Raw genomic sequence first — 24,857 nt, forward strand, 5'->3', positions numbered from 1 at the left:
CCTCCCATTCAATGCCCTGTCAGTACAAGCGTCTGCACCGGCAGGAGCAGCGCTTGCAGCCGGAGGATCATGGCGTGTACCAGCCCCACGGCGTCCACCATGTGCAGGAACAGCCAGCGCGGTGTGCTAATGTCCGGCGAGTGCAATTCGTCGTGATTGCTGGTGTAGGCGTTGGCGATGCAACTGCTTCCGGGCGGGATGCCAGTGAACTGGCCGTCGAAAAGCGGTTCCAGGAAAGTGGTCAGCGTCCCAGGACGCGACATCTGTTCCACGTCGGCGAGCTGATCGGTCGGGCGAATCTGCCCGGTGGCGATAACGTTCTGGACCTCTGTTACCACCATCGGAATAATGGTGAAGGGTTTGCCGACGCAGGTCGCCTCGGCGATCATCCCCGGTTTCATCACCTGGGCCTCGATCTGGCCAAAGCCGGCGATCAGCCCAATCCGGCGATCATCAGGCACCAGGATGCCGGCGGAGCGGATCATCGGATTGACGATGTCGCCGGGCCGCAGAGCAAACTGCTGAAGCATACCGGCGGTGCCTGCACGCACAATGGTTTTGTCGAGTTCGACCTGGGCCTGGGCTAGCGCTGCCTCGGCGCTGGCCTTCTGCGCTGGCAGAAGGGAGGCGATTTTCGTCTGAAGGGTCTGCTTGTTGGAAACGGCGGCGGCAAGCGCACCTTTGCGGCCGTCCACGGCCACCTGACGCCTTTCGATTTCCCGCCTTGCCACTACGTCCGGGTTGCGACGATTGAGTTCAACCTGTGTGTTGAGTTCGTCCAGCGCTTGTTGGTACGCGCCCTGCGCTTGCGCGATCATGCCGTCCGCCGCGGCCAGCTCGGTCTGCGCGACTGCCTTCTCGGCGTCAATTTCGGCGACACGCCGGCGGGCCGTTTCAAGCGCCGCCTGCTGTTCCGTGTTGTCCAGGCGAAAGAGGGGAGCGCCCGCCGCGACTTTCTCGTTCGTGCCGACGAAGACCTCGGCCACGCGTCCGGTCGACTCCGGCAATATGGTGACCGTGCGGAAGACCGCGGTGACGTTCTTGGTTGCGGGATGGTAGTAGAAAATCAGGGTGATCAGCGAAAGCGTGAGAATGACACAGGCGGTGATACCCCAGCGCAGCTCGAACCACATCGAATAGAGATTGATGTCCTGGCCGATCTTCTTTCCTTGAACGTAGCGGCGGAAGAGGAAGTCCGGAAGAATCGTAAGCATCGAGCAGATCAGGAACTCAAGCATGGTTCATCCCCTCCGCTCTGATAGAGTGTCGTTCGCCGAAGGCTCCGGTTCAAACGGTGTCCGTTGGGACTCAGGCTGCGCTGGGTGCGGCTTTGTCGGTTTATCTTGGGGTTCCATCGGCGCGGTTTCCAGCGACCGATCGTCCCGATCGGCGATTTTCCGAAGCGAGTCGGCCATCGAGGTGATGGGAGACGAGAAATCCGGAAACTCGATCAGTGCAAGCAACAGCGCGGCGATCCAGAACAGATGATTGTGGGTGAACAGCGCGATCAGCGACAGCACGGCGACCAACTGTAGCTGTCCCTTGCTCGCGCCATGCGCCATGTGCTCCGGCAGCGCGTGCAGCCGTAGATAGAGAATGCCGATCAGGAAGATCAGCAGCAGCACGAACACCACCATGACGTTGAAGAGAATATCCGTGTCCCCCGGAGCGGTGATGAACACAGGGAGATGATCGACTGCGGCCGGATGCAATGTCTCTGCCATTTCTGCGACCCCTAGAATGCTGTTTTTATCTAGCCCTTGCGGGCCTGGCTGCTTCAGAGGTAAGCGGTTCAGTCGTTGATCACGTTCCAATTTTCGTCCGGATCGAAGCGGTCGATGAAGGGCACGATCTCCGCGGTGCTCGCTCCGAGGTCCCTTTCATAGACGATGCCCTGTTGGTTGACGACAAAAGTCTTCACGCCGGTTTCGGCATATGTGACCGGCCAGGCGATCAATCCGTAGCCGGCGATCATGTTGCCGTTGATGACGTAGTCGTGCCGACCGCCGGCTATGTTGTCCCCCTGTGAGGTCAGGATGCGGAAGCGATAACCGAAATAGCCTTCGCCGGCCTCAGCCTTTTCCAATGCGGCTTCGCTGATGGCGTCGCCGACAGGGCTTGCACCATCGCCCTGGTCGGCCGGCCAGTAGAGGCCGTCGGTCTGGCCCGGACTGCTGATCAGCTTCTGGGCATATTCGAAGACGCCGTCGGCATCGCGATCCCGTTCCGCATAGTCCTTCTGCGCCTCGACATAGGCCCGTACCGTCTCTATCGCCTCAAGCTCGTTCTCGCCGACGCGGCGGTTGACGATCTCTTCGAGCCCGACATAGGTGTCGAAGGCCCATTTGCCTTCCTCGCGCTCGGTGATCGGGAACGGCAGCGGCCACAGCCGGTCGCCGATCTCGAGGATCTTGCGATTGTCGAGATCGCGCACGACGACCTTGCGGGCCGCGCCCTCGCGGATGAGATTGAAGGTCTCCATCGCTCCTTCACCCGTCCTCAGCTTTGCGGCGTCAAGGCCAAGGAGTTCTGCAAGACCGTCGAAGTCATTGGTGGTCAGCGCCGACTTGAAGGCGTCGACCGCCTTCGATGGATCGCCGAAGGCGGGCGGGTCTTCTGCGGCGGCATAGTCATCGACGCTTACCGGCGGCTGCGCCTGCGCGATAGCCACATTGATCGGCGCATTGACGAGCGTGAGCGTAATTGCCGATCCGAGGAGAAGAGTATGCAAGAACTGTGTCATGGTCGTGCTTCCCCTTCGTTCAACGTCTGCGACCGCCACCGCCGCCACGCTTGATCGCCTTGTGCGATCCGCCGCCGCGATGGCCGCCGCCCATGCTTTCGCCGCCGCGACGCGACGACGCCACCTCCCGCCGCCCGGATGAAACATTGCCGAGGCCGGACGGCTTCTTCGGCCGGTTCTGCGCCTTGGCCGCCATCTTCGGCTTGCCCGCCGGGCGGTTGACCTGCGAGGGCTTCTTGCCCTTGGGACGGTTGACGCTGGGCTTCGAGCCACCGCCTTGCGCCTTCGCCACGGCCTGTCCGCTGCCAGGGCGTGCGTCTGGCCGCACCTCTGGTCGCGGTTGGGCTTTCAGGCCCTCGAGTGTGCTCCTGCGCACATCCTTGATCTGAGTGGCGCCCGCGCCCGGACGTGCGACCACCCGATCGCGATTGATTTCGGCGGCACGGTTGCGGATGTTGTTGTCGCCGTCGGCCTTGATGTTGTTCTTGATGTTCGTACGGTCGAACTTCTGGAACTGGTCGCGATCGATCTGAAGCTTGCTGCGGTCGACGTTTTTCCAGTCGATATCGTTCCACTTGATCTTGCCGTCAATATCGATGTTGTTGAAGCACTTATTGCAATCCACGTCGATGTCGCCGTTCCAGCGACCGCCCCAGACGCCCCAATCATCCCAGTCGACGACGGCGGCGAATGCCGCGCCTGTCACCGCTCCGGCGAAGAACGTCGCGGCCGGATAGTAGTAGGCGGGATAGGGATCCGGATAGTAGGCCACCGGAGCCGGCACGTAATCCGGCTCGTAGAGCATCTCCGGCGGATATTGCGGCACGTAGATTGTTTCAGGGCTCGCCGACTGAATGATGATGTTGTCACCCTCCTCGACCACCTTCACCTTGTCATCGGACTTGATGATATGCTTGGCGAGTGCCTCGTCGCGCAATTGCTGGATGGCGATCAGCACGTCCTTCTGCTGATAGGTGATCGCCTGGCCGAAGCTTTGCGTCCATTCGAGTTCCTCGCTCATCATCTTGACGATATCGGGATAGTTGAGCAGCGAGATCACGCTGCCGTCCCAGCCTTCCTTTGGCATCAGGTCAGGGTTCTTCTTGCGCGCCTCGAGAAACCGTTCCGCCTCAACGACCTGCAGGGGAAAAAGCGACGCGGCCGAGACCAGCGCGACCAACTCGTCCGCATAGAGCGCGATACGGGCGACGAGCACCTCGAGTTCATCCTCGGAGAGCGGTTCTGGGGCGGCTTGCTCCTGCCCGGAGGGGGTAGGCGCTTCTTGTGCAAGAGGTGCGGTCACCTGCAATGACAGCATGATCGTCATCGCGCTGCTCAGTGCAATGATCCTCGTCGGTATCATCGATTCACTCCTCCCCGAACCTGTGCGGAATGCTCACTGCACGTCCTTTCGCTATCGCTACGTCCCAGGTGCCGTGCATGTGCTGACAATCTGAGGGGACCGAAGCACGTCGGATCAATGCAACCGACACTCACAATAAGTGAATTTTAGTGGTAAGCTAGCGTCTAGAATATTGTCCTTTAGGGCAACCGACGAAGTAATCTTTCAAGGTCATTTCAGAAGCGTTCCTCGATAATTTCCAGCCACCTGGTGTCGCATGATTGCTCGGTCCCAGGCACGTTTCGGCAGAATCCGTGTGAGCCCCTCATGCCCGAACGCGTCCACCTTCATTTGTCTTCTGTTGGTCGTGATTTTCGCGGCGACCGGAATTTATTCTGTGCAAGGCGCAGGGCCGGTTCCACGTGTCCTGATCCTCTACCCCTATGATGAGCGCATTCCCGCTACGAATATCGTCGGTGAGGCCGCGAGAACTCGGCTCGTCGAGGCGACCTCCGGCAAGGTCGAGGTCTTCTCGGAGTTCCTCGATCTTTCAAGATTTCCGAAGAAACGCCACGTCGATCGCATAGCACGCTATCTCGCTGAGAAGTACAGCGATGGCCGACCGGACCTGGTCATCGCCCTGGGTGAGGAATCAACCCGTTTCATTGTTGCGAACCGAAATGCAATCGCGCCGGATGCGAAAATCGTCTTCGGCGGATTCGGCAGTGCCACTGCCGAGGAGTTGCGCTTGCCAAATGACGTCGTGGGCGCATTGACGGAATTCGAGATAAGGAAAACCGTCGAGATGGCGATCGGATTGCAGCCGGACGCCCGGCAAGTTGTGGTGATTGCGGGATCTGCCGAATTCGACAAAGCATGGGTCGCGGCGGCGCAGGAAGACCTGATCGGCCTGCCGAGCTATATTGAGACGACCTATCTCACCGGATTGTCCATCGAGGAGTTTGTCGAGCGCGTGGCAGCTCTTCCGCCAGACACAATTGTCGTCGTCTTGACCGTGCTAAGTGATCGCACCGGCCGGAACTTCGTCCCGCGCAATTCACTGGAAAAGATCGCGAAAGCGGCCAGCGCCCCGGTCTATGGTCCATATTCCACATATCTGGACCATGGCGTCGTCGGCGGCAATGCGGCGACTTTCGAATCCACCGGGACCGCCGTCGCCGGTCTTGCCATCGACGCCCTTGCCGGCAAGGCGATCACCGATATCACCGTACCGCAAAGCTACATGGCCGATTCACGGCAATTGCGGCGTTGGGGGCTTTCCGAAGCCGATCTTCCGCTTGGCACCGCCGTATTGTTCAAGGAAAGGTCGCTTTGGCAAGAATACTGGAAGGAGATCATAGCGATATCCGCCTTTGTCGCAGCTCAAAGTCTGGTTATCGTTTCGTTGGTCCTTGAACGCCGTCGCCGGGCAGCCGCGGAGTTTCAAGCGCGTCATCGTCTTCTCGAGGTTATCCATCTGAACCAATCGGCCACTGCCGGTGCACTGTCGGCCTCGATCGCCCATGAGCTCAATCAACCGCTCGGTGCCATCCGCATCAACGCCGAAACCGCAGCCCTGATGCTCGAGAGACCGAATCCCGACTTGAAGCTGATCCAGCAGATTCTCGCCGACATCCGCGACGACGACCAGCGCGCTGGCGACATCATTGACCGGATGAGGGGATTGCTGAGGAAGCGCAGCGAGATCGACTGGCAAGAATTCGACTTGAACGATGTCGTTCGGAGCGCGATTCACATTCTTCACCCGGAAGCTCAGCGACGAGATGTGACCGTCAGTTCCATTGCGTCCGCGCAAGGGCTGCCGGTTCGCGCCGATCGGGTGCATGTCCAGCAAGTCATTCTCAACCTGGCGATCAACGCGATGGACGCCATGCTCCAAGCACCGACCGCCGAGCGAAATCTGATGTTTCAAACGACGATGGTAGAGAGAAATGAAAAGGTTGAAGTGTCGATTTCCGACACCGGGAGCGGGATTCCAAGCGACAAGCTCAGCAACATCTTCGATGCTTTCTATACGACCAAGCCTACTGGCACCGGGCTTGGTCTTTCGATTGCTCGCGTCATAATAGAAATCTATGGTGGCAAGCTCTGGGCCGACAACCGCCCGCAGGGCGGTGCTGTCTTTCGCTTTGTCCTGCCCCTCGCGCGCCCGGGGTGATTCAGTGGGGCCGACCGTTCATATCGTCGATGACGACAAATCGTTCCGCGCAGCGGTGGGGCGAATGCTCGCGGCCTCGGGCTTCCAAATCGAGTCCTACTCATCGGGGGAAGAGTTACTGGCACGCCTGCCAAGGGGGTCCGGCTGCATTCTGCTCGACTTGCAGATGCCTGGCCTATCCGGCTTGGAGCTGCAGGCTCGTCTTGCCGATTTGGCACCTCTGCTGCCGATCGTCTTCCTCACCGGCCGCGGCGATATCGGGATTACTGTGCGGGCGATGAAGGCTGGCGCCCATGACTTTCTCGAAAAGCCGGCCTCGAGCGCGGCGGTGCTTGAAGCCGTTGAACGGGCGCTGCAGCTTTGTGAGACGAGACGCAAGGAGCACGATCGCGCCCAAGCGTTGCATACTCTTCTTGCCAGCCTGACACCACGGGAGTCACAAGTCTTCGACCTGATCGTTCGTGGCATGCGCAACAAGCAGGTCGCCTTTGAGCTCAACACATCCGAGCGGACCGTCAAGGCACACCGTCACAAGGTCATGGAAAAGCTGGGAGTCCGCTCTCTGGCCGAGGTCGTGTCGATGGCGGAACGACTGGGCTTGCTTGAAAAAACCACATGACTGACGCGCCGGCCTTCACATTCGTCTTCCCCTAAGGACAATAGGCGACACCGCAATTTTGCCTCCTAATGGCCTTCATGACCGCATTCCGCGGCCGACCAGCACTGGAAAGGCAGTACGTTGGGAACCCGACCGGTTGCTGTCGTGGAAGACAATCCGAGCATGCGGACGAGCGTAGAGCGGTTGCTGAACGCCTGTGGTTTGAGGACCGAGGGATACTCCTCGGCCGGAGCCTTTCTCAGCCACGCTACGCCGGCGAAGCTCGGCTGCGTCGTGCTCGACATGCACCTTGTGGACATGTCGGGCATGGAGTTGCGGCGCCGGCTGAAAACCGCTCATTGCCGGCTCCCGGTCATTTTCATCACGGCTATCGATGATGGCAACTGGAGGCGCGTAGGGTGGGTTGCCTCGCCTATCTCCAGAAGCCGTTTGCCGCTGCCTCGTTGATTGCTGCAGTCAAGGAGGCACTCGCTTGGGATGCAACGGATTGAGCGTCGGATCGGGGTCTACCCGCATACAGGAAGTGTCTTCCCCAAAGTACAATAGCGCCTGGTCATAAACTTCATAGAATTGCCACCAGAAAAACAGCGGAAGCGCCATCAAGGGGAGAGTGCCAGAAAATCCGACATCATTGAGGGAGGGTGTGTTCCGACCGAAGTGGCCGGACGCCCGCGGGTGTTAGTGCCACCATGCCTGCCTTCAAAGCAATCAGGGAGAAGAAAGATGAGCGATAAGCACGCAAATTCGCGCCGCCATCCAAGCCGGCGCGAGGTTCTGCTTGCGGGAGGATCTTTGCTGGCCGTAACGGCTTTGGGGTCTTTGACCGGCGCGGGCGCAAAAGCGCAAACGGCGGGCAAAAAGCCGAATATACTGGTTATCTTCGGCGACGATATCGGCTGGTGGAACACAAGCGCCTACAACCGCGGCCAGATGGGATACCAAACCCCCAACATCGACCGCATTGCCGACGAAGGGGCGATCTTTACCGACCTATACGCCCAACAATCCTGCACTGCGGGCCGAGCCGCGTTCATTACAGGGCAAAGCTGCTTCCGCACCGGGCTCCTCAAAGTTGGTCTTCCAGGCGCCAAGGAAGGCCTGTCGGACAAGGATCCAACGCTAGCTGAGCTGCTCAAGCCGCACGGCTACGCTACCGGTCAGTTCGGCAAGAATCATCTTGGCGACCGCAATGAATTCCTGCCGACCGTGCACGGATTTGATGAATTCTTCGGCAATCTCTATCACCTCAATGCAGAAGAGGAGCCGGAAAACCCCGACTACCCGAAAGACCCGCAGTTCCGCGCCAAATTCGGTCCGCGCGGCGTGCTTAGATGCGTCGCGAGCGACACGGATGACCCGACCGAAGACCCGCGCTTTGGCAGGGTAGGCAAGCAGAAAATTGAGGACACCGGACCTCTCGACAAAAGGCGCATGGAGACGGTCGATGGGGAATTCTTGGGCGCCGCGATGAATTTCATCGATAAGAACCAGAAGGCCGGAAAGCCGTTCTTCTGCTGGTTCAATGCGACCCGAATGCATATCTACACGCATCTGAAGCCGGAGTCACAAGGCAAGACCGGCCTCGGCTTGGTGGCCGACGGTATGACGGAATTCGACGGCATGGTTGGCCAGCTTCTAAAGCAACTGGACGACTTGGGCATCGCTGACAACACCATCGTGTTGTTTACAACCGACAACGGCGCAGAGGTCTTTTCATGGCCCGACGGTGGTTCCACGCCGTTTCACGGCGAGAAGAACACAAACTGGGAAGGCGGCTACCGAGTTCCGGGTGCGATGCGCTGGCCGGGCGTCATCAAGCCGGGCACGGAAATCAACGACGTCGTCTCCCATGAGGACTGGGTGCCAACCTTGGTCGCCGCCGCTGGCGAACCAAACGTCAAGGAGAAGCTTCTGGCGGGCTACGAGGCGGCAGGCAAGACATTCAAGGTCCATCTCGACGGTTACAATCAGCGGGAGCTCCTCGCCGGCACTGGGCCAAGTTCGCGCAAGGAATACTTTTATTGGACGGACGATGGTAATCTTGCCGGGCTGCGTTATGACCGCTGGAAGATCGTGTTCATGGAACAGCGGGCCGAAGGTCTCGATGTGTGGCAGGATCCGTTGATAACGCTGCGCTTCCCCAAGCTAATAGACCTACGTGCGGACCCCTTCGAGATGGCCCAGCATGTCGCCGGCGACTACGCCAGATGGCGCGTCGAGCACGCGTTTGCGCTCGTGCCGGCCCAGGCCTTTGTGGCCCGGCACCTGCAGACCTACGTCGATTTTCCGCCGCGGCAAAAGCCCGGAAGCTTCGCGCTGAACGAGGTGCTGGCGAAGCTGCAGGAGGGCGGAAGGCACTGACCCGATTATGAAATCATCGCAGGGTCGCGCAAGGCAAGCAGCCGGCGCGACCTTCAGCGCGAATGAAAGGCAGACTGATGACGATAGAGAAAGCCCGCCCGACTGCGACAATTGCCCAAAGAGCAAAGCGCGAGTTGAAGGAGTATGCCCTTTTGTCCGTGTATCTGTACGTCTGCTTCGGTGCGCTCGTCCTTTACAAGATGGCTATACTTGGCAGTCAGGGCGTGCACGTCTCTGCATTCGGCGTCCCGATTATCAAGGCGCTGATCCTCGGGAAGTTCATCCTTCTCGGCCATGCAATGAAATTGGGAGAACGATATGGAAGGCTGCGGCTCGTTTCCGTCATCGCCTACAAGGCCGGGCTCTACCTTCTTCGTGAGCGCAACGAATGGCCCACGGCTTTCATGATTGACGGATAGGTTTCTGGCGCTCGGTCAGAACTTCTGCTTTGCCCGCTTCGGCATAAAGTAGGTTCGGATATTGACGAGTGCTTCGGCGACGTCAGCAGCATCCTGGCTTGTCACTTTCCGTTTTGCCTCGCCGAGCTTGCGGATGGGTGCGATGATATCCCCAGTGACGGCATGACCACGAAGAACCGGCTGCCAAAGCCTCGGCGCGTATCCAGTTCCCAACAAAAAGCAGAGGTCCCAATCGAAGATATCAAAGGTCTGATCATCGATCCGGGTGAACCGGGGCCGGTGGTCTTTCGGTGTTTCGGAAAGGCTAGCCGAGATGCGGTTATATTCCGCAACAATGGTCTGTACGGCCCGATGCTCGGTCGTTTCCATCGGCAGGTTCAGGGCATCCGGACCGGTCAGTTCCGGGATCCATTTGCGTGGGTCGATGAACTTCGGTCCGATGATGAGAGCCGTAAGATAACCATCGAGACCGCTCATTGACCAGATTGGCGATGCTGGACGGCGTGCCCTGATAAACGCCTCGAACGCCTTGTCATCGAGCTTCGGTCGTGCCGTCGTCCCTTGGCTGTTCTGTGTCATGCCGCCCGTCGCTCCTGACGTGCAATGGCCTCGCGTTCGGCCTTCCAGGCCCATGGGAAGAGCGTATCCATCCGGTTCGCGGGCACCTTGCCCGAGATGATGCGCTCAAGCACATCGGCAAGCCAGACCTCGGGGTCAACACTATTGAGCTTTGCTGTGTTGACGAGCGATGCCAGGACCGCGAAGGACTTGCCACCGCGTTCGTTGCCCACGAACAACGAGTTCTTCCTCGTCAGAGCCACCGATTTCATTGAACGCTCGACCACATTGGAGTCCGCTTCGATCCGGCCATCCTCCAGGAAGGCTGCCAGCCCGTTCCAATGATTGAGCGCGTAGGAGACGGCCTTGCCCAGCGCCGATTTTGACGACACCTCTTCGCTCAGTTCGGTGAGCTGGACCTTCAGTTCTCGCATGATGGGTGCTGTCTCGCGACGCCGTACCCTGAGCCGGGTATCGGCACTTTCGCCGCGCAGTTTCGCCTCGATGCGATAGACCTCGGCGATCCTGGCCAGGATCGACAGCGCCTCCGAAGAGCCGGTCAGCTTGACGACATCGACGAACTTGCGTCGCGCGTGAGCAAGGCAGAACGCCAGCCGCATGGGGGCGATATTGCTCTTCCCCCGGCGCTTGGCCAAGGTTTTATAGGCCTGGTATCCATCGACCTGAAGTACGCCGGCAAACGACGACAGTTGCCCCTCGACCTCGCGAGCGCTGCGGCTTTCAGCAAAAGTATAGGCCACCGCCGGCGGCGCCGGACCATTCCATGGCCGGTCGTCGACCGCCTGCGCCCAGAGTTGACAAAGCTTGGTGCGTTTGCGTCCCGGATCGAGCCGCGGAAGCGGCGGGTGAGTAGGCCGGAGGGATTTCACCTGCCGGCCTCTCGTAGAACGGTGCGTGAACCTCTCGATTCACACCGCTCCCATCAGGCAAACAGGTTCGTTCCGAACGCCTGCCAGTGTACGAAGAGGCCCCGATTATCTCGAGCAAGTTGCCGCAGGAACTGCGAAGCCCGAGTTTTGTGGAACCGAAAGCGCTTGTACTTTCGCATAATCCAGGCCTTGAGCTTCCGATTGACGTAGTCAGCCAGAGAGAACAGGGCCGAACGACTGAACCGCCCATAATAGGCAATCCATCCCCGGAGGAGCGGATTGATCTGTTTGGCGATTTCAGCCAGCGTCCCCGGCGTTTGCCGCGGAATGTTCAAGCTCTTGATCGTGGCCCGCATCGACTTTAGCGCCGTCGGGCTGGCCGCCGGGGTGTAGCCGCAGAAGAACTCATCCTGCTGCGCCGTCGCCACCTGTCGCGGCCGGAATTGGTATCCAAGAAAGTCAAATTTGACGGTCGGATACCTTTTCCGACGCCGATTATCTTTGCAGTAGACGATCTGGGTCTTGATCGGATGCATCTGAAGTCCGCATGCTGCCAGCCGGGCTTGAAGCGCAGCCTTGAGGGCCTGTGCTTCTTGCTCGGTCCGGCAGTGCACGAGACCATCATCGGCATACCGACACCATGGAAGATCAGGGTGCGTCCGAGTCATCCAGACGTCGAACGCGTAATGCAGGAAGAGATTCGAGAGGATTGGGCTGACCACGCCCCCTTGCGGGGTACCACGTGTGCGCTCAATGACTGCTCCGTTCTTTTCCATGGGCGCGACCAGCCATCTTTCGATGTAGAGCAGAGCCCAGTTGCATTTGACGTGCTTTCTGACCGCCTTCAGCAAGAGATCATGCGGAAGATTGTCAAACAGCCCTTTGATGTCGAATTCCAGAACCCAATCGTACTTCCAGCACCGCTGACGCGTCACCCCAACGGCATCCAGCGCCGATTTTCCCGGCCTGTATCCGTAGGAGTCCGGAAGAAAGAGGGAATCCAAATCCGACTCAATCATCTGCTTGACCACCATCTGCGCGATCCGATCGCTGACCGTGGGCACACCCAAAACCCTTTCGCCACCAGTCTTCTTCGGAATGGAGACGGCGCGCACCGGTGGCGGAAAGTAGGTCCCGGACGACATCCGATTCCAGATCTTGTAGAGATTTCTCGCAAGGTCTTTCTCGAACATCTCCAAGGTCTCACCGTCCACTCCGGCTGCGCCATGGTTGGCTTTGACCGCTTTGTAAGCTTCGTACACTTGCCGCTTCTCAATTCGAAACGGCTTGTCTGTCGTATCTATCGAAGTCATCCTGTTTCCAGTTGTTCCAAGCATTACGACCACCTGATCCGACCCCTTTGCTCCGACCCCATTACAGGGCCCTCAACGCTCATACGGATCGGTCCGCCCCAGTCTCCTGCATCGGTACTCTCGCCTTGCGGTTTGCTCCGCTTGGGCTTCTCCCTTGGCATCAGGAGCCTGGTTCCTGCAGTTCCGCGTGAAAGCCTGTGTCCGACTCACGCCCCCTCTACGCCGGTCGCCGCCCGCCCAGTCATCAGGCGCCTGGCGGGCTTATCCCAGGATGACGAAACGGTCCTGGTTTCGACGACGCTTGAATTTCTTAACGACGCGTCTTCGGAGGGTTCACTTTCGTTCGTCTTTCGGACACGCACCTGCTCGGATCTCGTCCGAACTTTTCATCCGACGCTCACCACCACGGCTCTTTACCGCAGCAGCTCGGACTGGTTTGAGACCCGCTCCTGAAAGCCGATCCCGGAGGGCCATCCTCCATCATTCACACAGCTTTACGACACAGTGTCAGTTCATACTGAACTCCTTCCGTGCCTCTGCAGCACACTCTCGTCACAAAACACCCTTGGCTGGGAGCGGATGAAGGCGGTAAGCGCATCGTAGAGAAGCTCGAGCCACCAGGCGACCCGCGTCACCCAGGCGCCAAGCGTGCCGCGATCGATGATCACGCCGCAGGAGGCAAGCATCTGCGCCTGGCGATGCAGCGGCAGATGCCAGGCAAACTTCGAAACGGCGATATGGGCTGCAAACGCCGTAGTCACCATGCCGCCGTCCATCACGCGCGCCGGTGCGGGCGCTTGCACAATGACGCTTTCGCAGGCCCGGCATGCATAGCGCGGCCGGATCGTCCGCTTCACCCGGACAACCGCCGGCACGATGTCGAGCGCCTCACTGACGTCCGTGCCGATGCAATGAAGCTCGAACGAGCAGCACGGGCAAATCTTGCTCTCCGGCTCGATGAGCTCTTCATACCGTGGGAGGTGCTTGGGCAAACGGCCGATGTTGCGCGACGGCGATCGCCGCTCCTGTCTTGGCCCTTCAGCCACGGGTGCAACATCGTCATTGGCCGCCTCGGGAATGTCGCTGAGATCGCCAAGCTCGAGCGTCACCTGCGTCGGGTCGATCGCCGTCATCTTCTCCGATTTCGGCCCAAAGAGCTGACCCTCCAGGAAGGCAACGCGCGCCTTGAGGTCGGCATTCTCCGCATCGAGCGAGAGAATGATCCGGCTCAATTGGGCGGCATCCTGAGGTAAAGGGTCGGGTCGAAGCGGCATGGCTGACCCTAGCACATGATCCTGAATCTTCAAGCAAATCCAATAAGATCAGCCCACTTTCGTCGGCCGCTTTACGACGTTCCGTTTAACCCGAGTCCAGTCGATACCGGCCAGCAAAAGCGAGAACTCTTGGCTACTCATCTGCATCGCGCCATCGCGGATCGGTGGCCAAACGAACTTGCCCGCCTCAAGCCACTTCGTCGCTAGGATCATGCCCGACCCGTCCCAATAAATGCAGCGCAGGCGATCGCACCGCTTGGCGCGGAACACAAACACGTCACCACAGTAGGGATCAGCCGAAAGCGCTGACGCCACCAGCGCAACAAGGCCATTCATGCCGCGCCGGAAGTCGACAGGCTGCGTCGCCACCATGATCTTCACGCCATTCGGCCAAAGTCCGATCACCGGCGTGCTCGCAACGCTGCCACGATCGCCTGCGCCAACTCGGGCGCCACCGAGCCGATCACGGTCATGCGTGCTCCGGCAATCTCGATCTCAATTCGGCCGGAAGCAACGGAAGCGATATCCGACGACGCGCTCTGGGGAGGCGCTCGTTCTCCAACGACGGTCACCGGCACGAACATGGCCTGCTGCGCGCAGGCTTGCACGGATCGTCGAGCGGTCAGCCCGGCTTGGCGGCGCCAGACATTCAGCAAACCACGGTTGACGCCCCAACGCCGGGCAACAGCCGAGATGTTCACGTCGGGTTCTGCGCTTTCAGCAAGGATCCGCGCCTTCTCTTCGTCGGTCCAATTCCGCCGCTGTCGTCGACCGGTGATCACCTCGATCCGCCGGTAGACTCCATCATGCCTGGCTTCATCCATGGCTTCATCCATGACTCCAAGCATGGCACCAGCGCGATCTCCAACCATCCCGTTCCACTCCTGCAGATGAAGGAGCTTATCTCGCGGTCTCAATCAGCAAAGAAAAGGTGGGCTGTTCGTCGCGCTCACCCTTCTTCTGCTCATAGTCCTCTCCATCGTCGAGGAAGCGATCGTCGGGCTCAGCAACGGCAGAACGGTCGCCGCCACGCTTTCGGAAGTTGGAGGCGCCAAGCTACCAGAGCTTCTGGCAACAAGCATGGTCATGCTGCTGATACTCATCCCCTATCTAGCTTCGAGGGAATTTGCCGTTGCACTCGGTGAAGGCCGGCTTTGGGATCTGCTCTTGGAATATCGCGATGGCCTTGATCACGGCGGCCCGGCACATGTCGCGAAAGAGTGACGTAACCCATGGCATGCCTGCTGATGAGAACCGTGAGGAGATTGGGCAAGACCTATTCATTCGCGGTGCAAAGAGCTACCTGTTGCCAATCATTCTGCTGGTATTCGCTTCAACTGCCCAGCGTGCAGATGCGCTTTCCCTCCTGGAATGAAGGCGAAGCCAAGCAGTCGGTTGTCTCGTTCGTCGAGCGCCTAGCCGCTCAAGGTTCGGCGGATTTCGTACATGTGCCGGAGCGTATCGCCGTCTTGACAATGATGGCACCTTGTTGGCCGAGCAGCCGATGTACTTTCAACTCCTGTTCGCACTTGACCGTGTGGAGGTGCCCGCTCTTCAACATCCGGAATGGTCTTAGCAGTAGCCGCTTGCCTCACTGCTGAAGGGCGATGTGAAAGTGGCGCTCTCGGGTGGCGAACCTGCGGTTATGCAGATCGTCATGGCCCCGCTCAGGCATGACAACAGACGAGTTCGACCGGATCGTCCGCGCCTGGACTTCCGGCGCCAAGCATCCGAATACCGGACAGCTCTGTATGAAGATGGTCTACCAGCCGAGGTTGGAGTTGCTGGCCTATCATCAGAGCCAACGATTCCAAGACGTTCATTGCGTCCGGTGGGGCATCGATTCCATGCGCGTCTTCAGCGAAGAATGCATTCCGCCGGAACAGGTGATCGGCAGCAGCGAAAGACCTACTTCGAAATGCGCGACGGAACGCCCTTGCTGATGCGACTGGCAGAAGTCAACCTTATCGACGACAAGGCTGGCAAGCCCGTCGGCCATCCATCAGCCATCGGCCGCGACCGATCGCGGCGTTTGGCAACTCGGACGGCGACCTCCAGATGCTGCAGTGAACGTGCATGCCTCCTGACGAGCGGGCCCTGCCCACGCGCCCCACGCTGAAATCCCGAAGAAGACCGGCAACCGCTCCGAATGCGTTCAAGCTCGAAGTTTTTTCAACCATATTGGAGCAACGAGGACATACGCGGACGCTGCGGGTTCACTGCGCCGCGTCGCCTCCATGCATCCGGGCGCTGCACGCAGTCAGCGGATCCACTCGTTCCACCGCTGCAACATCATTGCAGCGTTGGCATTGATCCACTCTGCATCGGGAATGATGACGTAATCCCGAACGTCGTCACCTTGCGGCATCGTCTTGCGTGCCTCATCGGACATCATCGCGATCGCATCGCTGCTCGGGGGCGTACAGGAAAGAACTTCGCACGCTTTGGCTTGCGCCGCAGGAGAGTTTAGCCAGAAGGTAATCAACTTGAGCGCATTGTCGCGATGCGGCGCCCCCTTGAGGAGTGCTATCCGGTCGCCAACGAGGAATGCGGCCTTGTAAGACCAGGCGATCGGCAGTCCCTCGCTCTGCATTGCCTTGGCGCGCGTCAGCCAGATTTGCCCAAGTGAATACTCGCCATTACGAAATCCTTGCACGCTCTGATCGCCCGTCTTCCACCAAAGCGAGACAGAAGGCTTGATCTGGTCGAGCTTGGCCAACGCGCGATCGATGTCGAGCGGAAACAGTTCATCGCGCGTGACACCATCGGCGAGCAGCGCGGCCGCCATGACGCGCCAGGGATCATCGAAATTCGGAAAAGCGCGTTCGCCCGGAAATTTCCTCGTGTCCCACATATCGGCCCAAGTGGCGGGAACTGAATCCCCGTGTTTACCCGTTCTGTAGGCCAACAACGTAGCCGTGGACTGCAGCAGCGCCCCGCCAGCGGAGCAGGCATTGACGCTGAGATCCTCGCGATCGGCAAACTGCCGGCAGAACTCGGTCAGGTCCTCCGTGACCTTCCGATGCGGCTTGGACGCGGCCTGGATCTCGCCATCGAGATAGAGGTCCCAATTGACGTTTCCGGTTTTCACCATCGCCGCCGCCTTGGCCCGCATCTCGGAGTTCGTCGCCGCGACGGTGACTACCTCGATGCCCGTTGCCTTCGTGAATGGATCGAACCAGGCCTCCCTTAAGGCCTTGTCATAGGCACCGCCGGTCGATGCGATGATTACTTTCTCGGCGCCGAGTGCCGGCAGTGAAATGGGCAACAAGGACAGGAGCCCGGCAATCGCAGTCTTCAGGACTGTTGTGGAACGTGAAAGCGGAGAGATCATGAAAGAGCTTCCTTCGTCTGAAGTTCGTGATTAGGAGCGGGATTTACGGTTCATGAGATGAAGCGTGCCCATAAGCAGGAGGGAAGTCGCAACAAGCACCGTAGAGACCGCAGCAATCACAGGCGTTAGGTTGAAGTCGATGTCCTCGAACATCTTGCGCCCGATCGATTTGCCACCGATGTCCGATATGAAGAACGCAACGGTCGCTTCATCGAACGAGGCTAGAAAGGCGAACACCGCGGCGGCTGCGACACCCGGCACGATGTTCGGCAGCACGACCAGAAAGAATGCCTGCAGCCTATTGGCTCCGCAGTTCAATGCCGCCAGTTCGAGCGTCGGGTCGAAGCGTTGCAGCGACGCCGTGACGGTGATGATCACATAAGGAACTGCAAGCACGGTGTGTGCGACAAGAAAGCCGTAGAAGCTGCCGGTGAGCTGCAGTGGTGCAAAGGATAGATAGAGCGCCACGCCGAGGATGATGTGGGGTACGATCATCGGCCCGAGCGCCAGCGCCTGTAATGTGGATCTGAACGGAAGAGATCCTCGTACGATCGCGAGAGCTGCCATGGTACCCACGACAGTTGCCGTCGCGGTTGTCGCGAGTGCTATTTTTAGACTGAACCACGTCGCTGTCATCCAGTCCGGATCATTGAAATAGGCACTATACCATTTCAGCGTCAGGCCCTGGGGCGGGAACTCGATATAATCGGTTTCGCTGAGCGACATCGGTAGGACGATCAGTGTCGGCAGCAGGAGGAAGAAGAGAATGCATCCGATCCCCACGCCGATAGCGATGATCCCCATGGCTCTCGAATAGGCGCGGATCGTTGGCGAGGCGAAGATATCCATCAACGCAGGGACTCGGCCCGGCAGCTGTGCGTGATCAATAGACACTGTTCAATCCCTTGCTGAGCGATAGCGTTCTGCGGAACATCAGAACGAAGAGGAGCGTGACGGCGAGAAGCACGGTCGACAGTGCCGCGGCGAACGGCCAGTCGAGGAGCACCGTCGTCTGCTGGCCGATGAGCGTCGCCATCAGCATCGAGCTCGGACCACCCACCAGTGCCGGGGTGATGTAGAAGCCGAGCGCGAGCACGAAGCACATCACGCTGCCGGCAAAGATGCCGGGAAGACTGAGCGGCAGCGTTACGGTGACGAAGGCCCGGATGGGCCCGGCGCCGAGATTGCGGGCGGCACGCACGTAGTCTGGAGGCAATGCGCGCAGTGCCGAATATATCGGCAGGATCATGAAGGGCATCAGCACATGCGTCATGGCAAGGATGACCGCGCCCTGGGTGTAGATCAGCTTCAACGGCCCTTCTGTCACCCCCGTATCGGCGAGCAGCTTGTTGACGATGCCATTGCGCTGGAGAAGGACGACCCAAGCATAGGAGCGGATAAGCACTGAGGTCCACAAGGGGACGAAGACGCAGGCAGCGACTGCCATGGCCAAGCCCCTGCTCAGCCGCGCCATCAGGTAGGCGACGGGGAAACCCAATAGCAGGCCTGCGACCGTCACGACAAAGGCGACCTCGATCGTGCTGAAGAGAACTTCGAGATGAAGCGGCTCGGTGAAAATGCGCCGATAATGGCTGAATGTTCCGCCGGAAAAGCTTAGCGCGATCAGCCGCGCGACCGGATACAAGAAGCCGGCCAGCATGGCCGCGAGGAGGGGCGTGACCAATGCCATGGAGGCGATTGGCGAATAAAAGCGTGCGGAGCTCGAGCGGCGGAAGGACACCGAATGTGGGAGTGATGCCAGTGAACGCGTCATGCGGCGCACCTCTCTGCCACTGGAAAGACGTGCATTGCTGCACCGTCGAGGACGATGTCCACCTCGTCGTCCCTTTGGAATGGCAACAGTCCGTCAGCGGCGACCTGCACCTGCAGGCTTACTTCCGGGCGATCGGCCAGGCGGACGAGAAAGATGTATGTCGAACCGATGAACACTGCGGCATCGACAACGCCCGGCAATCCGTCCGCCCCGCCTTCGCCTCGCTTCGCAAGGCGCATGCGCTCCGGACGGATTGCCACACGCAGCGCCGTTCCGACATCATATTTGCGCGCTCGCTCGTTTGCTGCAGCACGGAGCCTAAGCACGGTTCTCTCCGAGAAACGGACAACCGTTTGCTCAGCCGTACAGTCAAGGCAATCGCCATCGAGAAAATTCATTCGGCCGATGAAGTCCGCGACGAACTCGGTCTTCGGCTGCCGGTAGAGCTCCGTCGGCGTGCCCACCTGTATCAGGCCGCCGTTGGACATGATGGCGACCCGATCCGACATCGTCATCGCTTCGTCCTGATCGTGGGTCACGTAGACGACCGTGGCGCCAAGTCGCTCCTGCAGCCGCTTTATCTCGAACTGCATCGCCTCTCGCAATTTGTTGTCGAGCGCTCCAAGCGGTTCGTCCATCAGGAGAACGGGCGGTTCAAAAGCCAGAGCCCGCGCGAGGGCGACGCGTTGCTGTTGACCGCCCGAGAGCTGGTTGGGATAGCGCTCTGCGTAACTGGAGAGTTGCACCAGATCCAGCATCTCCTCGACGCGTTGCGCGATCGCGGTCTTCTGCATGCGCCCGCGCATCCTGAGCGGGAATGCGACGTTCTGGCGGATCGTCAGGTGCGGAAAGAGTGCGTACTTCTGGAACACCATTCCGATGTTCCGGTGATTGGGCGCAAGAAAGGTTACGTCCCGGCCGCCGATGGCAATCTTGCCGGCATTTGGGCTTTCGAAGCCGGCAATCATCGTCAAGGCTGTCGTCTTGCCGGAGCCGGAGGGCCCCAGAAGGGAGACAAATTCCCCGGCTGCGATCTCGAGCGACAGCTCGCGAACCGCGAGGGCCTCACCGTATCGTTTTTGAAGTCCCGCAAGGGACAGAGATTGACCGATCAATTCCGCCTTTCCTTTCAGCTGCTGGACGCTCTTCGGCGCCTTTCCCTTGGTTTGGGCCGGGACCGCAATGAGGGGCCTTCTTCCGACCTTGAGGGCCAGGAATCATTTGCTTGTTGTTGGGTTCTGGCGCCGCGCGAGCCGTTGTTGCGGTCCGCGTGACGATGCATGAGAAAGCTGCTAGTAGTCGTTGATGCGACAAAAACTTTGCAAAACCTTCACACTCTGTTTTTGTTGCATCAAAAGTTCACAGTGTCAACCGAGTGAGAGAGGGAAATGGCGGACAATTCTAAGGAATCGCCAGCTCTTGAAAGAGCGCCGGAAAGATTGGGGGATGCCGCCTATCGGGAAATGAAAGAGCGCATCATCCGTGGCGTTTATAGGCCGGGCCACAAGTTGACGGTGCGGGCCATCGCCCAGGATCTCGAAGTAAGCACAACGCCTGCGCGTGACGCGATCAATCGGCTGACGAGCGAGGGCGCGCTTTTTTATGCCGGGCCGAAGACGGTTGTCGTTCCAGTGCTCGACGCGAGCGCCCTGCGAGAGATAACGCTCACGCGCCTTGCGCTGGAAGGGCTTGCATCGGAGCAGGCTGCCCAACACGGCACGCCTGCTGAGGTCGAGAAACTGAAGTCATTACAGAAACTTATAAATTCCGCCCTCGACGAAAAGCGCTACGCGGAAGCGCTGTGGCACAACAAGGAATTCCACTTTACGGTCTATCGTCTCGCGGGTCTTCCCCAGCTCGTTTCGATGATCGAAAGCCTATGGCTGAGGATCGGTCCGTCCTTGCACAATCTCTACCCAGAGTTTGCCGAGGAGAAATATGGTGTTCGCAACCACGAGATCGCAATGGAGGCTCTCGCAGAGCGCGACGCGGCAAGTCTCAGGGCGGCGATGGAGAATGATATTCGCGATGGATATCGCCGGTTGAAGCGGGCCAATCCAGAGAGGGATGCCGGCCAATCGTCATAAGATTTTGTTGCGTGGACTTGACGGGGCGCATTTTTGTTGCAACAAAAATGCGAAGCTCGTGCAAAGCGAGTGGTCGATTTCTCACTCAGGGAAGCAGAACTATGCTCGTTCAAGCAACAAACAGGCTGCGGCAGGCGTCAGCGCGCAGTAGGTCCAAGCATCTATTCGATCGCGCCAAGGGCGTATTTACAGATGGAACCACCCGCGCATCGGTCGAGAGGGATCCATTTCCGATCTATGCCCAACGTGGTGAGGGGGCCTATCTCGTCGACGTCGACGGGAACCGACTCCTCGATCTGAACAACAACTTCACAACGCTCATCCACGGCCACGGCTTCGCACACGTCTCCGAAGCTGTCGTCGATCTGCTGCGCTTGGGAACTTGTTTCGCCAACCCGACGGAGCATGAGATCGCGCTCGCGGAACTGTTGACCGCCCGCATTCCCGCAATGGAGCGGGTCCGCTTCGTCAACAGCGGAACGGAGGCGGTGATGTTCGCGATCAAGGCGGCGCGCGCCTTCACCGCCAGGCCTGCAATAGCACGCATCGAAGGAGCTTATCACGGCGCCTATGACTGGGCGGAGGCGGGACAGGGTGTTTCGCCTGGTAAAGACGGCTGGGATCCTATTCCGATCCCCACGCCAACCTATCGTGGCACTCCCTCGAGCGTCGCCGACGAGGTGCACCTGCTTCGCTTCAATGATGTCGAAGGGTTGGAAAGGCGCCTGAGCGCGGCGAGCGACCGCATTGCCTGCGTGCTGATCGATCCGATGCCCAGCCGGGCAGGCTTGCTGCACCCGGAGCCCACCTTCATAGAGGCTTTGTCGGAGACGGCACATAAGTACGGAATCCTGATCGTCGCCGACGAGGTGCTCAATCTTCGGCAGGGCTATGCCGGGGCCTCACCACGATACGGTCTCAAACCCGACCTTGTTACGGCCGGCAAAATCATAGGAGGCGGCTTTCCGATCGGTGCGATAGGTGGCCGCGAGGAAGTAATGCGCGTTTTCGGCACCGAAAATGCACAGCCATTGTTGCCGCAGGGGGGAACCTTTTCGGCAAATCCGGTTTCCATGGCGGCTGGCCTAGCGGCCATGGAAGCGATGACCCCAGATGCATTCGATCGCCTCGAAGCGATGGGCGAGAGGTTGCGCGCGGGCTTGAGGGCAAGCATTGCCAGCCGCGACGCGCGCTTCTCGGTTACCGGCGCTGCCTCGCTCTTTCGCATCCATCCGAAGCGCGTGGCACCGCTCGAATATCGCGATGCCCATTTGAGCGCCGAAGAGGCCTGGATCATGCGAACGATGAGCCGCTACTTCCTGGAAGCGGGCATTCTTCTACCCTATGGAGCCGCCGCCTGTCTTTCGACGCCAATGGTCCACAGCGACATCGACCGTATCCTCAGTGCATTTGACGAATTTCTTGAGGCCAAAATCGGACCCGGAAAGGAGCGCGCGAAATGACGCAACAGAATCCAAATGTAACCGTTGCGCAGCGTATAGCCAACATTCTTCGCCGCCACGGCGTCGAATTCATCTTCGGGCAAAGCCTGCCCTCGGCGGTCATCCTCGCAGCGGAAGCGATCGGCATTCGCCAAATCGCGTACCGTCAGGAGAACATGGGCGGGGCGATGGCTGACGGATATGCCCGTGTCTCCGGAAAAGTCGGTGTCGTGGCCGCGCAAAACGGCCCCGCGGCAACTTTGCTCGTGCCGCCGCTCGCCGAGGCTTTGAAGGCCAGTGTGCCGATCGTGGCGCTTGTGCAGGATGTCGAGCGAGACCAAACGGACCGAAATGCCTTTCAGGACCTTGATCAGATTGCTCTCTTCCAGTCCTGCACTAAATGGGTGCGGCGCGTCACCGTTCCGGAGCGGATCGACGACTATGTCGACGCGGCGTTTACGGCCGCGGCGTCGGGCCGTGCCGGCCCAGCCGCTCTGCTGCTTCCAGCCGATCTCCTGCGTGCAGAGGCGAAATCTCCGGCGGTCGTACGTTCAAAGCAGTTAGGTCATTGGCCCTTGGATCGCGTCCGCCCCTCTGATGATGCACTGGCCGAGGTCGCATCTCTTATCGCAGCGGCGCACGCTCCGGTCATTATCGCCGGCGGAGGCGTTCATTGCGGCGGGGCTACGCATGAACTTGCGGCGCTGCAGCAGGAAGCATGCCTGCCGGTCTTCACCACGAATATGGGGAAGGGGGCAGTCGATGAGTATCACCCGCTTTCCGCCGGCGTCCTTGGCTCGCTGGTCGGCCCGCGTTCGCTCGGTCGATACTCGTACGGTTTGGTTGAAGATGCCGATTTGGTCATTCTCATCGGAACGCGTACCAACCAGAACGGCACCGACACCTGGCGCCAAATTCCCTCCAGCGCGAGGGTGGTGCATATTGACGTCGATCCGGTGGAGATCGGACGGAACTACGAGGCCATTCGGCTCGTGGGCGATGCCCGGGAATCGCTTGCCGCCCTAAGAGCGGCGCTGACCCGCGTCGACCTCACGCGGCGGCATGGGGATCGCGCACGGCTGGAGGAATGCATTGCCCAATACTGGAAGGGGTTCGAGCTTGATCGCCACGACGTGGTGACATCGCGTTCCCGACCGATACGCCCCGAGCGAGTTATGGCTGAACTCCAGGACCTGCTAACCGACGATGTAACTGTCGTCGCCGACGCGAGCTACTCGTCCATGTGGGTTCTGGGTCAACTGAGAGCGCGAGCGAGCGGAATGCGCTTTATCACGCCACGCGGGCTTGCAGGGCTCGGTTGGGGTGTGCCGCTCGCAATCGGGGCCAAGGTTGCCCGACCGGGCAAGCCGGTCATTGCGATCGTCGGTGACGGCGGCTTTGCCCACAGCTGGGCCGAGCTTGAGACCATGGTGCGGATGAAGCTTCCTGTTACGATCGTCGTCCTCAACAATGGCATCCTCGGATTCCAGCGCGATGCGGAAACGGTGAAGTTCGGCACCTACACGACGGCATGCCACTTTGCCGAGGTCGATCACGCAAAACTGGCCGAAGCCTGCGGCTGCCCGGCCGTTCGTGTCGAAGACCCGGGTGAGCTTGCCTTTCACTTGCATCGTGGCATGGACCAGGGGCCGCTATTAATCGAAGTGATGACCGACCCGGCGGCGCATCCCCCTCTCTCACTCTTCGCAAAGATGGACGAAGCAGCATGAGTCGCGATTCCACGTCAACAATTGCCGTCGTCACCGGCGGCACTTCCGGAATTGGATTGGCAACCGCCCGTCACCTTCTGGAGCGTGGAAACCGGTGCGCCATCTTCGGGCAGAGGCCCATCAATGTTGAAAGCGCAGCCGAGGCGCTTTCGCAGGACTTCGGCTCCGAGCGTGTGTTCGCGCGCTCTATCGATTTGGCTGAACCGACGCAGATAACGTCCTTCTTTCGGGAATTGGACGAGCGCTGGGGCAGGGCGGAGATCCTCGTTTGCAATGCGGGCATATCGCCGAAGGGGCCTGACGGGCCGACCCCATTCCAGGAGATCACGCTCGAAGAGTGGAATGCCGTTCTTTCAGTCAACCTGACCGGGACAATGCTCTGCTGCCAGGCGGTCTTGCCCGGCATGGCCGCGCAAAACTTTGGCCGCGTTGTTCTTGTCGGGTCTATCGCCGGCCGAGCGCTGCCCAAAATTGCGGGAACAGCTTACGTCGCCTCTAAAGCCGCACTTGCGGGCTTCGCCCGCTCGCTAGTCGCGCGGTATGCCGGGAAAGGAATTACGGTGAATGTCGTTGCGCCAGGCAGGATTGCCACCGAGATGGCTGGTCCGCGTGACAGCGTAGTCAATCGTGCGGCGGTTGCCCGCATTCCCGCGGGCCGCATCGGTGAACCTGAAGAAGTAGCGGCGGCCATCGGTTTCCTCATCTCCGACAAAGCCGCCTTCATCAACGGCGCGATCATAGACGTCAATGGCGGAGAATTCGTGCCACTTTGAAGTTGGAGGCCGGGTGCGA

Annotated in this window: 20 protein-coding genes and 4 pseudogenes; 10 read left to right on the forward strand and 14 right to left on the reverse strand. The window is 59.7% G+C overall.

Translation table 11 applies throughout. The annotated features are described in order from the left end of the window. Positions 1 to 8 precede the first annotated feature (8 nt). The 4 genes from PZL22_RS31005 to PZL22_RS31020 all read right to left on the reverse strand — a co-directional run bounded on the left by PZL22_RS31005 (position 9) and on the right by PZL22_RS31020 (position 4,106). Entirely contained in the window at positions 9 to 1,238 is a 1,230-nt protein-coding gene (locus tag PZL22_RS31005; RefSeq protein WP_122102939.1) for an HlyD family secretion protein, read from the reverse strand. 3 nt (positions 1,239 to 1,241) lie between these two features. After that, on the reverse strand, positions 1,242 to 1,724 hold the full coding sequence (locus tag PZL22_RS31010; RefSeq protein ID WP_284718754.1) for a hypothetical protein: 483 nt from the start codon (positions 1,722 to 1,724) through the stop codon (positions 1,242 to 1,244). A 68-nt stretch (positions 1,725 to 1,792) separates the two neighbouring features. Then, positions 1,793 to 2,743: a DUF2950 domain-containing protein gene (locus PZL22_RS31015; protein ID WP_013845394.1), complete on the reverse strand. Its 951-nt coding sequence runs from the start codon at positions 2,741 to 2,743 to the stop codon at positions 1,793 to 1,795. 19 nt (positions 2,744 to 2,762) lie between these two features. Continuing rightward, the gene (locus PZL22_RS31020) at positions 2,763 to 4,106 is read right to left on the reverse strand and encodes a DUF3300 domain-containing protein (RefSeq protein ID WP_127546097.1); all 1,344 of its coding nucleotides are present in this window, start codon (positions 4,104 to 4,106) and stop codon (positions 2,763 to 2,765) included. Positions 4,107 to 4,362: 256 nt separating this feature from the next. Between PZL22_RS31020 and PZL22_RS31025 the strand changes: the two genes are divergently transcribed. From PZL22_RS31025 to PZL22_RS31045, 5 genes and pseudogenes are all read left to right on the forward strand, one after another. Continuing rightward, positions 4,363 to 6,264: a sensor histidine kinase gene (locus PZL22_RS31025; protein ID WP_127701458.1), complete on the forward strand. Its 1,902-nt coding sequence runs from the start codon at positions 4,363 to 4,365 to the stop codon at positions 6,262 to 6,264. A 4-nt stretch (positions 6,265 to 6,268) separates the two neighbouring features. Beyond that, positions 6,269 to 6,883 (forward strand): response regulator transcription factor, encoded by a 615-nt coding sequence (locus PZL22_RS31030; protein ID WP_284718755.1) that lies wholly within the window; start codon positions 6,269 to 6,271, stop codon positions 6,881 to 6,883. A 120-nt stretch (positions 6,884 to 7,003) separates the two neighbouring features. Next, positions 7,004 to 7,374, forward strand: a pseudogene (locus tag PZL22_RS31035) (response regulator transcription factor). 232 nt (positions 7,375 to 7,606) lie between these two features. Then, positions 7,607 to 9,244 (forward strand): arylsulfatase, encoded by a 1,638-nt coding sequence (locus PZL22_RS31040; RefSeq protein ID WP_127701457.1) that lies wholly within the window; start codon positions 7,607 to 7,609, stop codon positions 9,242 to 9,244. A 77-nt stretch (positions 9,245 to 9,321) separates the two neighbouring features. Then, positions 9,322 to 9,618 (forward strand): annotated as a pseudogene (locus PZL22_RS31045) (hypothetical protein); the annotation flags it as partial. A 60-nt stretch (positions 9,619 to 9,678) separates the two neighbouring features. Here PZL22_RS31045 and PZL22_RS31050 read toward each other — a convergent pair. The 6 genes and pseudogenes from PZL22_RS31050 to tnpA all read right to left on the reverse strand — a co-directional run bounded on the left by PZL22_RS31050 (position 9,679) and on the right by tnpA (position 14,570). Beyond that, a complete protein-coding gene (locus PZL22_RS31050) occupies positions 9,679 to 10,242 on the reverse strand; it encodes a UPF0149 family protein (RefSeq protein WP_012477211.1) in 564 nt (187 codons plus the stop codon). Then, positions 10,239 to 11,084: pseudogene (tnpC, locus tag PZL22_RS31055) on the reverse strand (IS66 family transposase); the annotation flags it as partial. The gene PZL22_RS31050 and the pseudogene tnpC, both read right to left, overlap by 4 nt. A gap of 80 nt (positions 11,085 to 11,164) precedes the next feature. Continuing rightward, on the reverse strand, positions 11,165 to 12,424 hold the full coding sequence (ltrA, locus tag PZL22_RS31060) for a group II intron reverse transcriptase/maturase (protein WP_127634456.1): 1,260 nt from the start codon (positions 12,422 to 12,424) through the stop codon (positions 11,165 to 11,167). Between the two features lie 533 nt (positions 12,425 to 12,957). Further along, positions 12,958 to 13,698 (reverse strand): annotated as a pseudogene (locus tag PZL22_RS31065) (IS66 family transposase); the annotation flags it as partial. 48 nt (positions 13,699 to 13,746) lie between these two features. Beyond that, the gene (gene tnpB / locus PZL22_RS31070; RefSeq protein ID WP_284718731.1) at positions 13,747 to 14,103 is read right to left on the reverse strand and encodes an IS66 family insertion sequence element accessory protein TnpB; all 357 of its coding nucleotides are present in this window, start codon (positions 14,101 to 14,103) and stop codon (positions 13,747 to 13,749) included. Beyond that, positions 14,100 to 14,570, reverse strand: coding sequence for an IS66-like element accessory protein TnpA (gene tnpA, locus PZL22_RS31075; protein WP_012477208.1), 471 nt, complete (start codon positions 14,568 to 14,570; stop codon positions 14,100 to 14,102). Before tnpA ends, tnpB begins: the two co-directional genes overlap by 4 nt. Before the next feature lie 308 nt (positions 14,571 to 14,878). Between tnpA and PZL22_RS31080 the strand changes: the two genes are divergently transcribed. Then, the gene (locus PZL22_RS31080; protein ID WP_127622993.1) at positions 14,879 to 15,073 is read left to right on the forward strand and encodes a hypothetical protein; all 195 of its coding nucleotides are present in this window, start codon (positions 14,879 to 14,881) and stop codon (positions 15,071 to 15,073) included. Between the two features lie 885 nt (positions 15,074 to 15,958). Here PZL22_RS31080 and PZL22_RS31085 read toward each other — a convergent pair. The 4 genes from PZL22_RS31085 to PZL22_RS31100 are packed head-to-tail and all read right to left on the reverse strand — an operon-like array spanning position 15,959 to position 19,921. Further along, on the reverse strand, positions 15,959 to 17,032 hold the full coding sequence (locus PZL22_RS31085) for an ABC transporter substrate-binding protein (RefSeq protein WP_127701456.1): 1,074 nt from the start codon (positions 17,030 to 17,032) through the stop codon (positions 15,959 to 15,961). A 30-nt stretch (positions 17,033 to 17,062) separates the two neighbouring features. Beyond that, the gene (locus tag PZL22_RS31090; protein ID WP_027993980.1) at positions 17,063 to 17,926 is read right to left on the reverse strand and encodes an ABC transporter permease; all 864 of its coding nucleotides are present in this window, start codon (positions 17,924 to 17,926) and stop codon (positions 17,063 to 17,065) included. Then, positions 17,916 to 18,806 (reverse strand): ABC transporter permease, encoded by an 891-nt coding sequence (locus tag PZL22_RS31095; RefSeq protein ID WP_010967496.1) that lies wholly within the window; start codon positions 18,804 to 18,806, stop codon positions 17,916 to 17,918. The genes PZL22_RS31090 and PZL22_RS31095 overlap by 11 nt, the downstream gene beginning before the upstream one ends. After that, positions 18,803 to 19,921, reverse strand: coding sequence for an ABC transporter ATP-binding protein (locus PZL22_RS31100; protein WP_088201158.1), 1,119 nt, complete (start codon positions 19,919 to 19,921; stop codon positions 18,803 to 18,805). The genes PZL22_RS31095 and PZL22_RS31100 overlap by 4 nt, the downstream gene beginning before the upstream one ends. Before the next feature lie 273 nt (positions 19,922 to 20,194). On the opposite strand from PZL22_RS31100, the gene rctR reads away from it, so the two are divergent. The 4 genes from rctR to PZL22_RS31120 all read left to right on the forward strand — a co-directional run bounded on the left by rctR (position 20,195) and on the right by PZL22_RS31120 (position 24,838). Then, positions 20,195 to 20,893 (forward strand): GntR family transcriptional repressor RctR, encoded by a 699-nt coding sequence (gene rctR / locus PZL22_RS31105; protein WP_284718756.1) that lies wholly within the window; start codon positions 20,195 to 20,197, stop codon positions 20,891 to 20,893. A 101-nt stretch (positions 20,894 to 20,994) separates the two neighbouring features. Beyond that, complete coding sequence (locus tag PZL22_RS31110; protein ID WP_127527804.1) at positions 20,995 to 22,356, forward strand: aspartate aminotransferase family protein; 1,362 nt, start codon at positions 20,995 to 20,997, stop codon at positions 22,354 to 22,356. Next, entirely contained in the window at positions 22,353 to 24,065 is a 1,713-nt protein-coding gene (locus PZL22_RS31115) for an acetolactate synthase catalytic subunit (RefSeq protein ID WP_015242376.1), read from the forward strand. Before PZL22_RS31110 ends, PZL22_RS31115 begins: the two co-directional genes overlap by 4 nt. Next, positions 24,062 to 24,838: an SDR family oxidoreductase gene (locus PZL22_RS31120; RefSeq protein WP_127701453.1), complete on the forward strand. Its 777-nt coding sequence runs from the start codon at positions 24,062 to 24,064 to the stop codon at positions 24,836 to 24,838. Before PZL22_RS31115 ends, PZL22_RS31120 begins: the two co-directional genes overlap by 4 nt. Positions 24,839 to 24,857: the final 19 nt, after the last annotated feature.

Origin of the sequence: Ensifer meliloti (assembly GCF_030064585.1) — a bacterium.
GTDB classification, from domain to species: Bacteria; Pseudomonadota; Alphaproteobacteria; order Rhizobiales; family Rhizobiaceae; genus Sinorhizobium; species Sinorhizobium meliloti.

Excerpts from the sequence above, each read along its gene's own strand:
- PZL22_RS31005 (WP_122102939.1), bottom strand. The coding sequence starts at position 1,238 with ATGCTTGAGTTCCTGATCTGCTCGATGCTTACGATTCTTCCGGACTTC.
- PZL22_RS31010 (WP_284718754.1), bottom strand. The coding sequence starts at position 1,724 with ATGGCAGAGACATTGCATCCGGCCGCAGTCGATCATCTCCCTGTGTTC.
- PZL22_RS31015 (WP_013845394.1), bottom strand. The coding sequence starts at position 2,743 with ATGACACAGTTCTTGCATACTCTTCTCCTCGGATCGGCAATTACGCTC.
- PZL22_RS31020 (WP_127546097.1), bottom strand. The coding sequence starts at position 4,106 with ATGATACCGACGAGGATCATTGCACTGAGCAGCGCGATGACGATCATG.
- PZL22_RS31025 (WP_127701458.1), top strand. The coding sequence starts at position 4,363 with ATGATTGCTCGGTCCCAGGCACGTTTCGGCAGAATCCGTGTGAGCCCC.
- PZL22_RS31040 (WP_127701457.1), top strand. The coding sequence starts at position 7,607 with ATGAGCGATAAGCACGCAAATTCGCGCCGCCATCCAAGCCGGCGCGAG.
- PZL22_RS31050 (WP_012477211.1), bottom strand. The coding sequence starts at position 10,242 with ATGACACAGAACAGCCAAGGGACGACGGCACGACCGAAGCTCGATGAC.
- ltrA (WP_127634456.1), bottom strand. The coding sequence starts at position 12,424 with ATGACTTCGATAGATACGACAGACAAGCCGTTTCGAATTGAGAAGCGG.
- tnpA (WP_012477208.1), bottom strand. The coding sequence starts at position 14,570 with ATGGTTGGAGATCGCGCTGGTGCCATGCTTGGAGTCATGGATGAAGCC.
- PZL22_RS31080 (WP_127622993.1), top strand. The coding sequence starts at position 14,879 with ATGGCCTTGATCACGGCGGCCCGGCACATGTCGCGAAAGAGTGACGTA.
- PZL22_RS31085 (WP_127701456.1), bottom strand. The coding sequence starts at position 17,032 with ATGATCTCTCCGCTTTCACGTTCCACAACAGTCCTGAAGACTGCGATT.
- PZL22_RS31095 (WP_010967496.1), bottom strand. The coding sequence starts at position 18,806 with ATGACGCGTTCACTGGCATCACTCCCACATTCGGTGTCCTTCCGCCGC.
- rctR (WP_284718756.1), top strand. The coding sequence starts at position 20,195 with ATGGCGGACAATTCTAAGGAATCGCCAGCTCTTGAAAGAGCGCCGGAA.
- PZL22_RS31110 (WP_127527804.1), top strand. The coding sequence starts at position 20,995 with ATGCTCGTTCAAGCAACAAACAGGCTGCGGCAGGCGTCAGCGCGCAGT.
- PZL22_RS31115 (WP_015242376.1), top strand. The coding sequence starts at position 22,353 with ATGACGCAACAGAATCCAAATGTAACCGTTGCGCAGCGTATAGCCAAC.
- PZL22_RS31120 (WP_127701453.1), top strand. The coding sequence starts at position 24,062 with ATGAGTCGCGATTCCACGTCAACAATTGCCGTCGTCACCGGCGGCACT.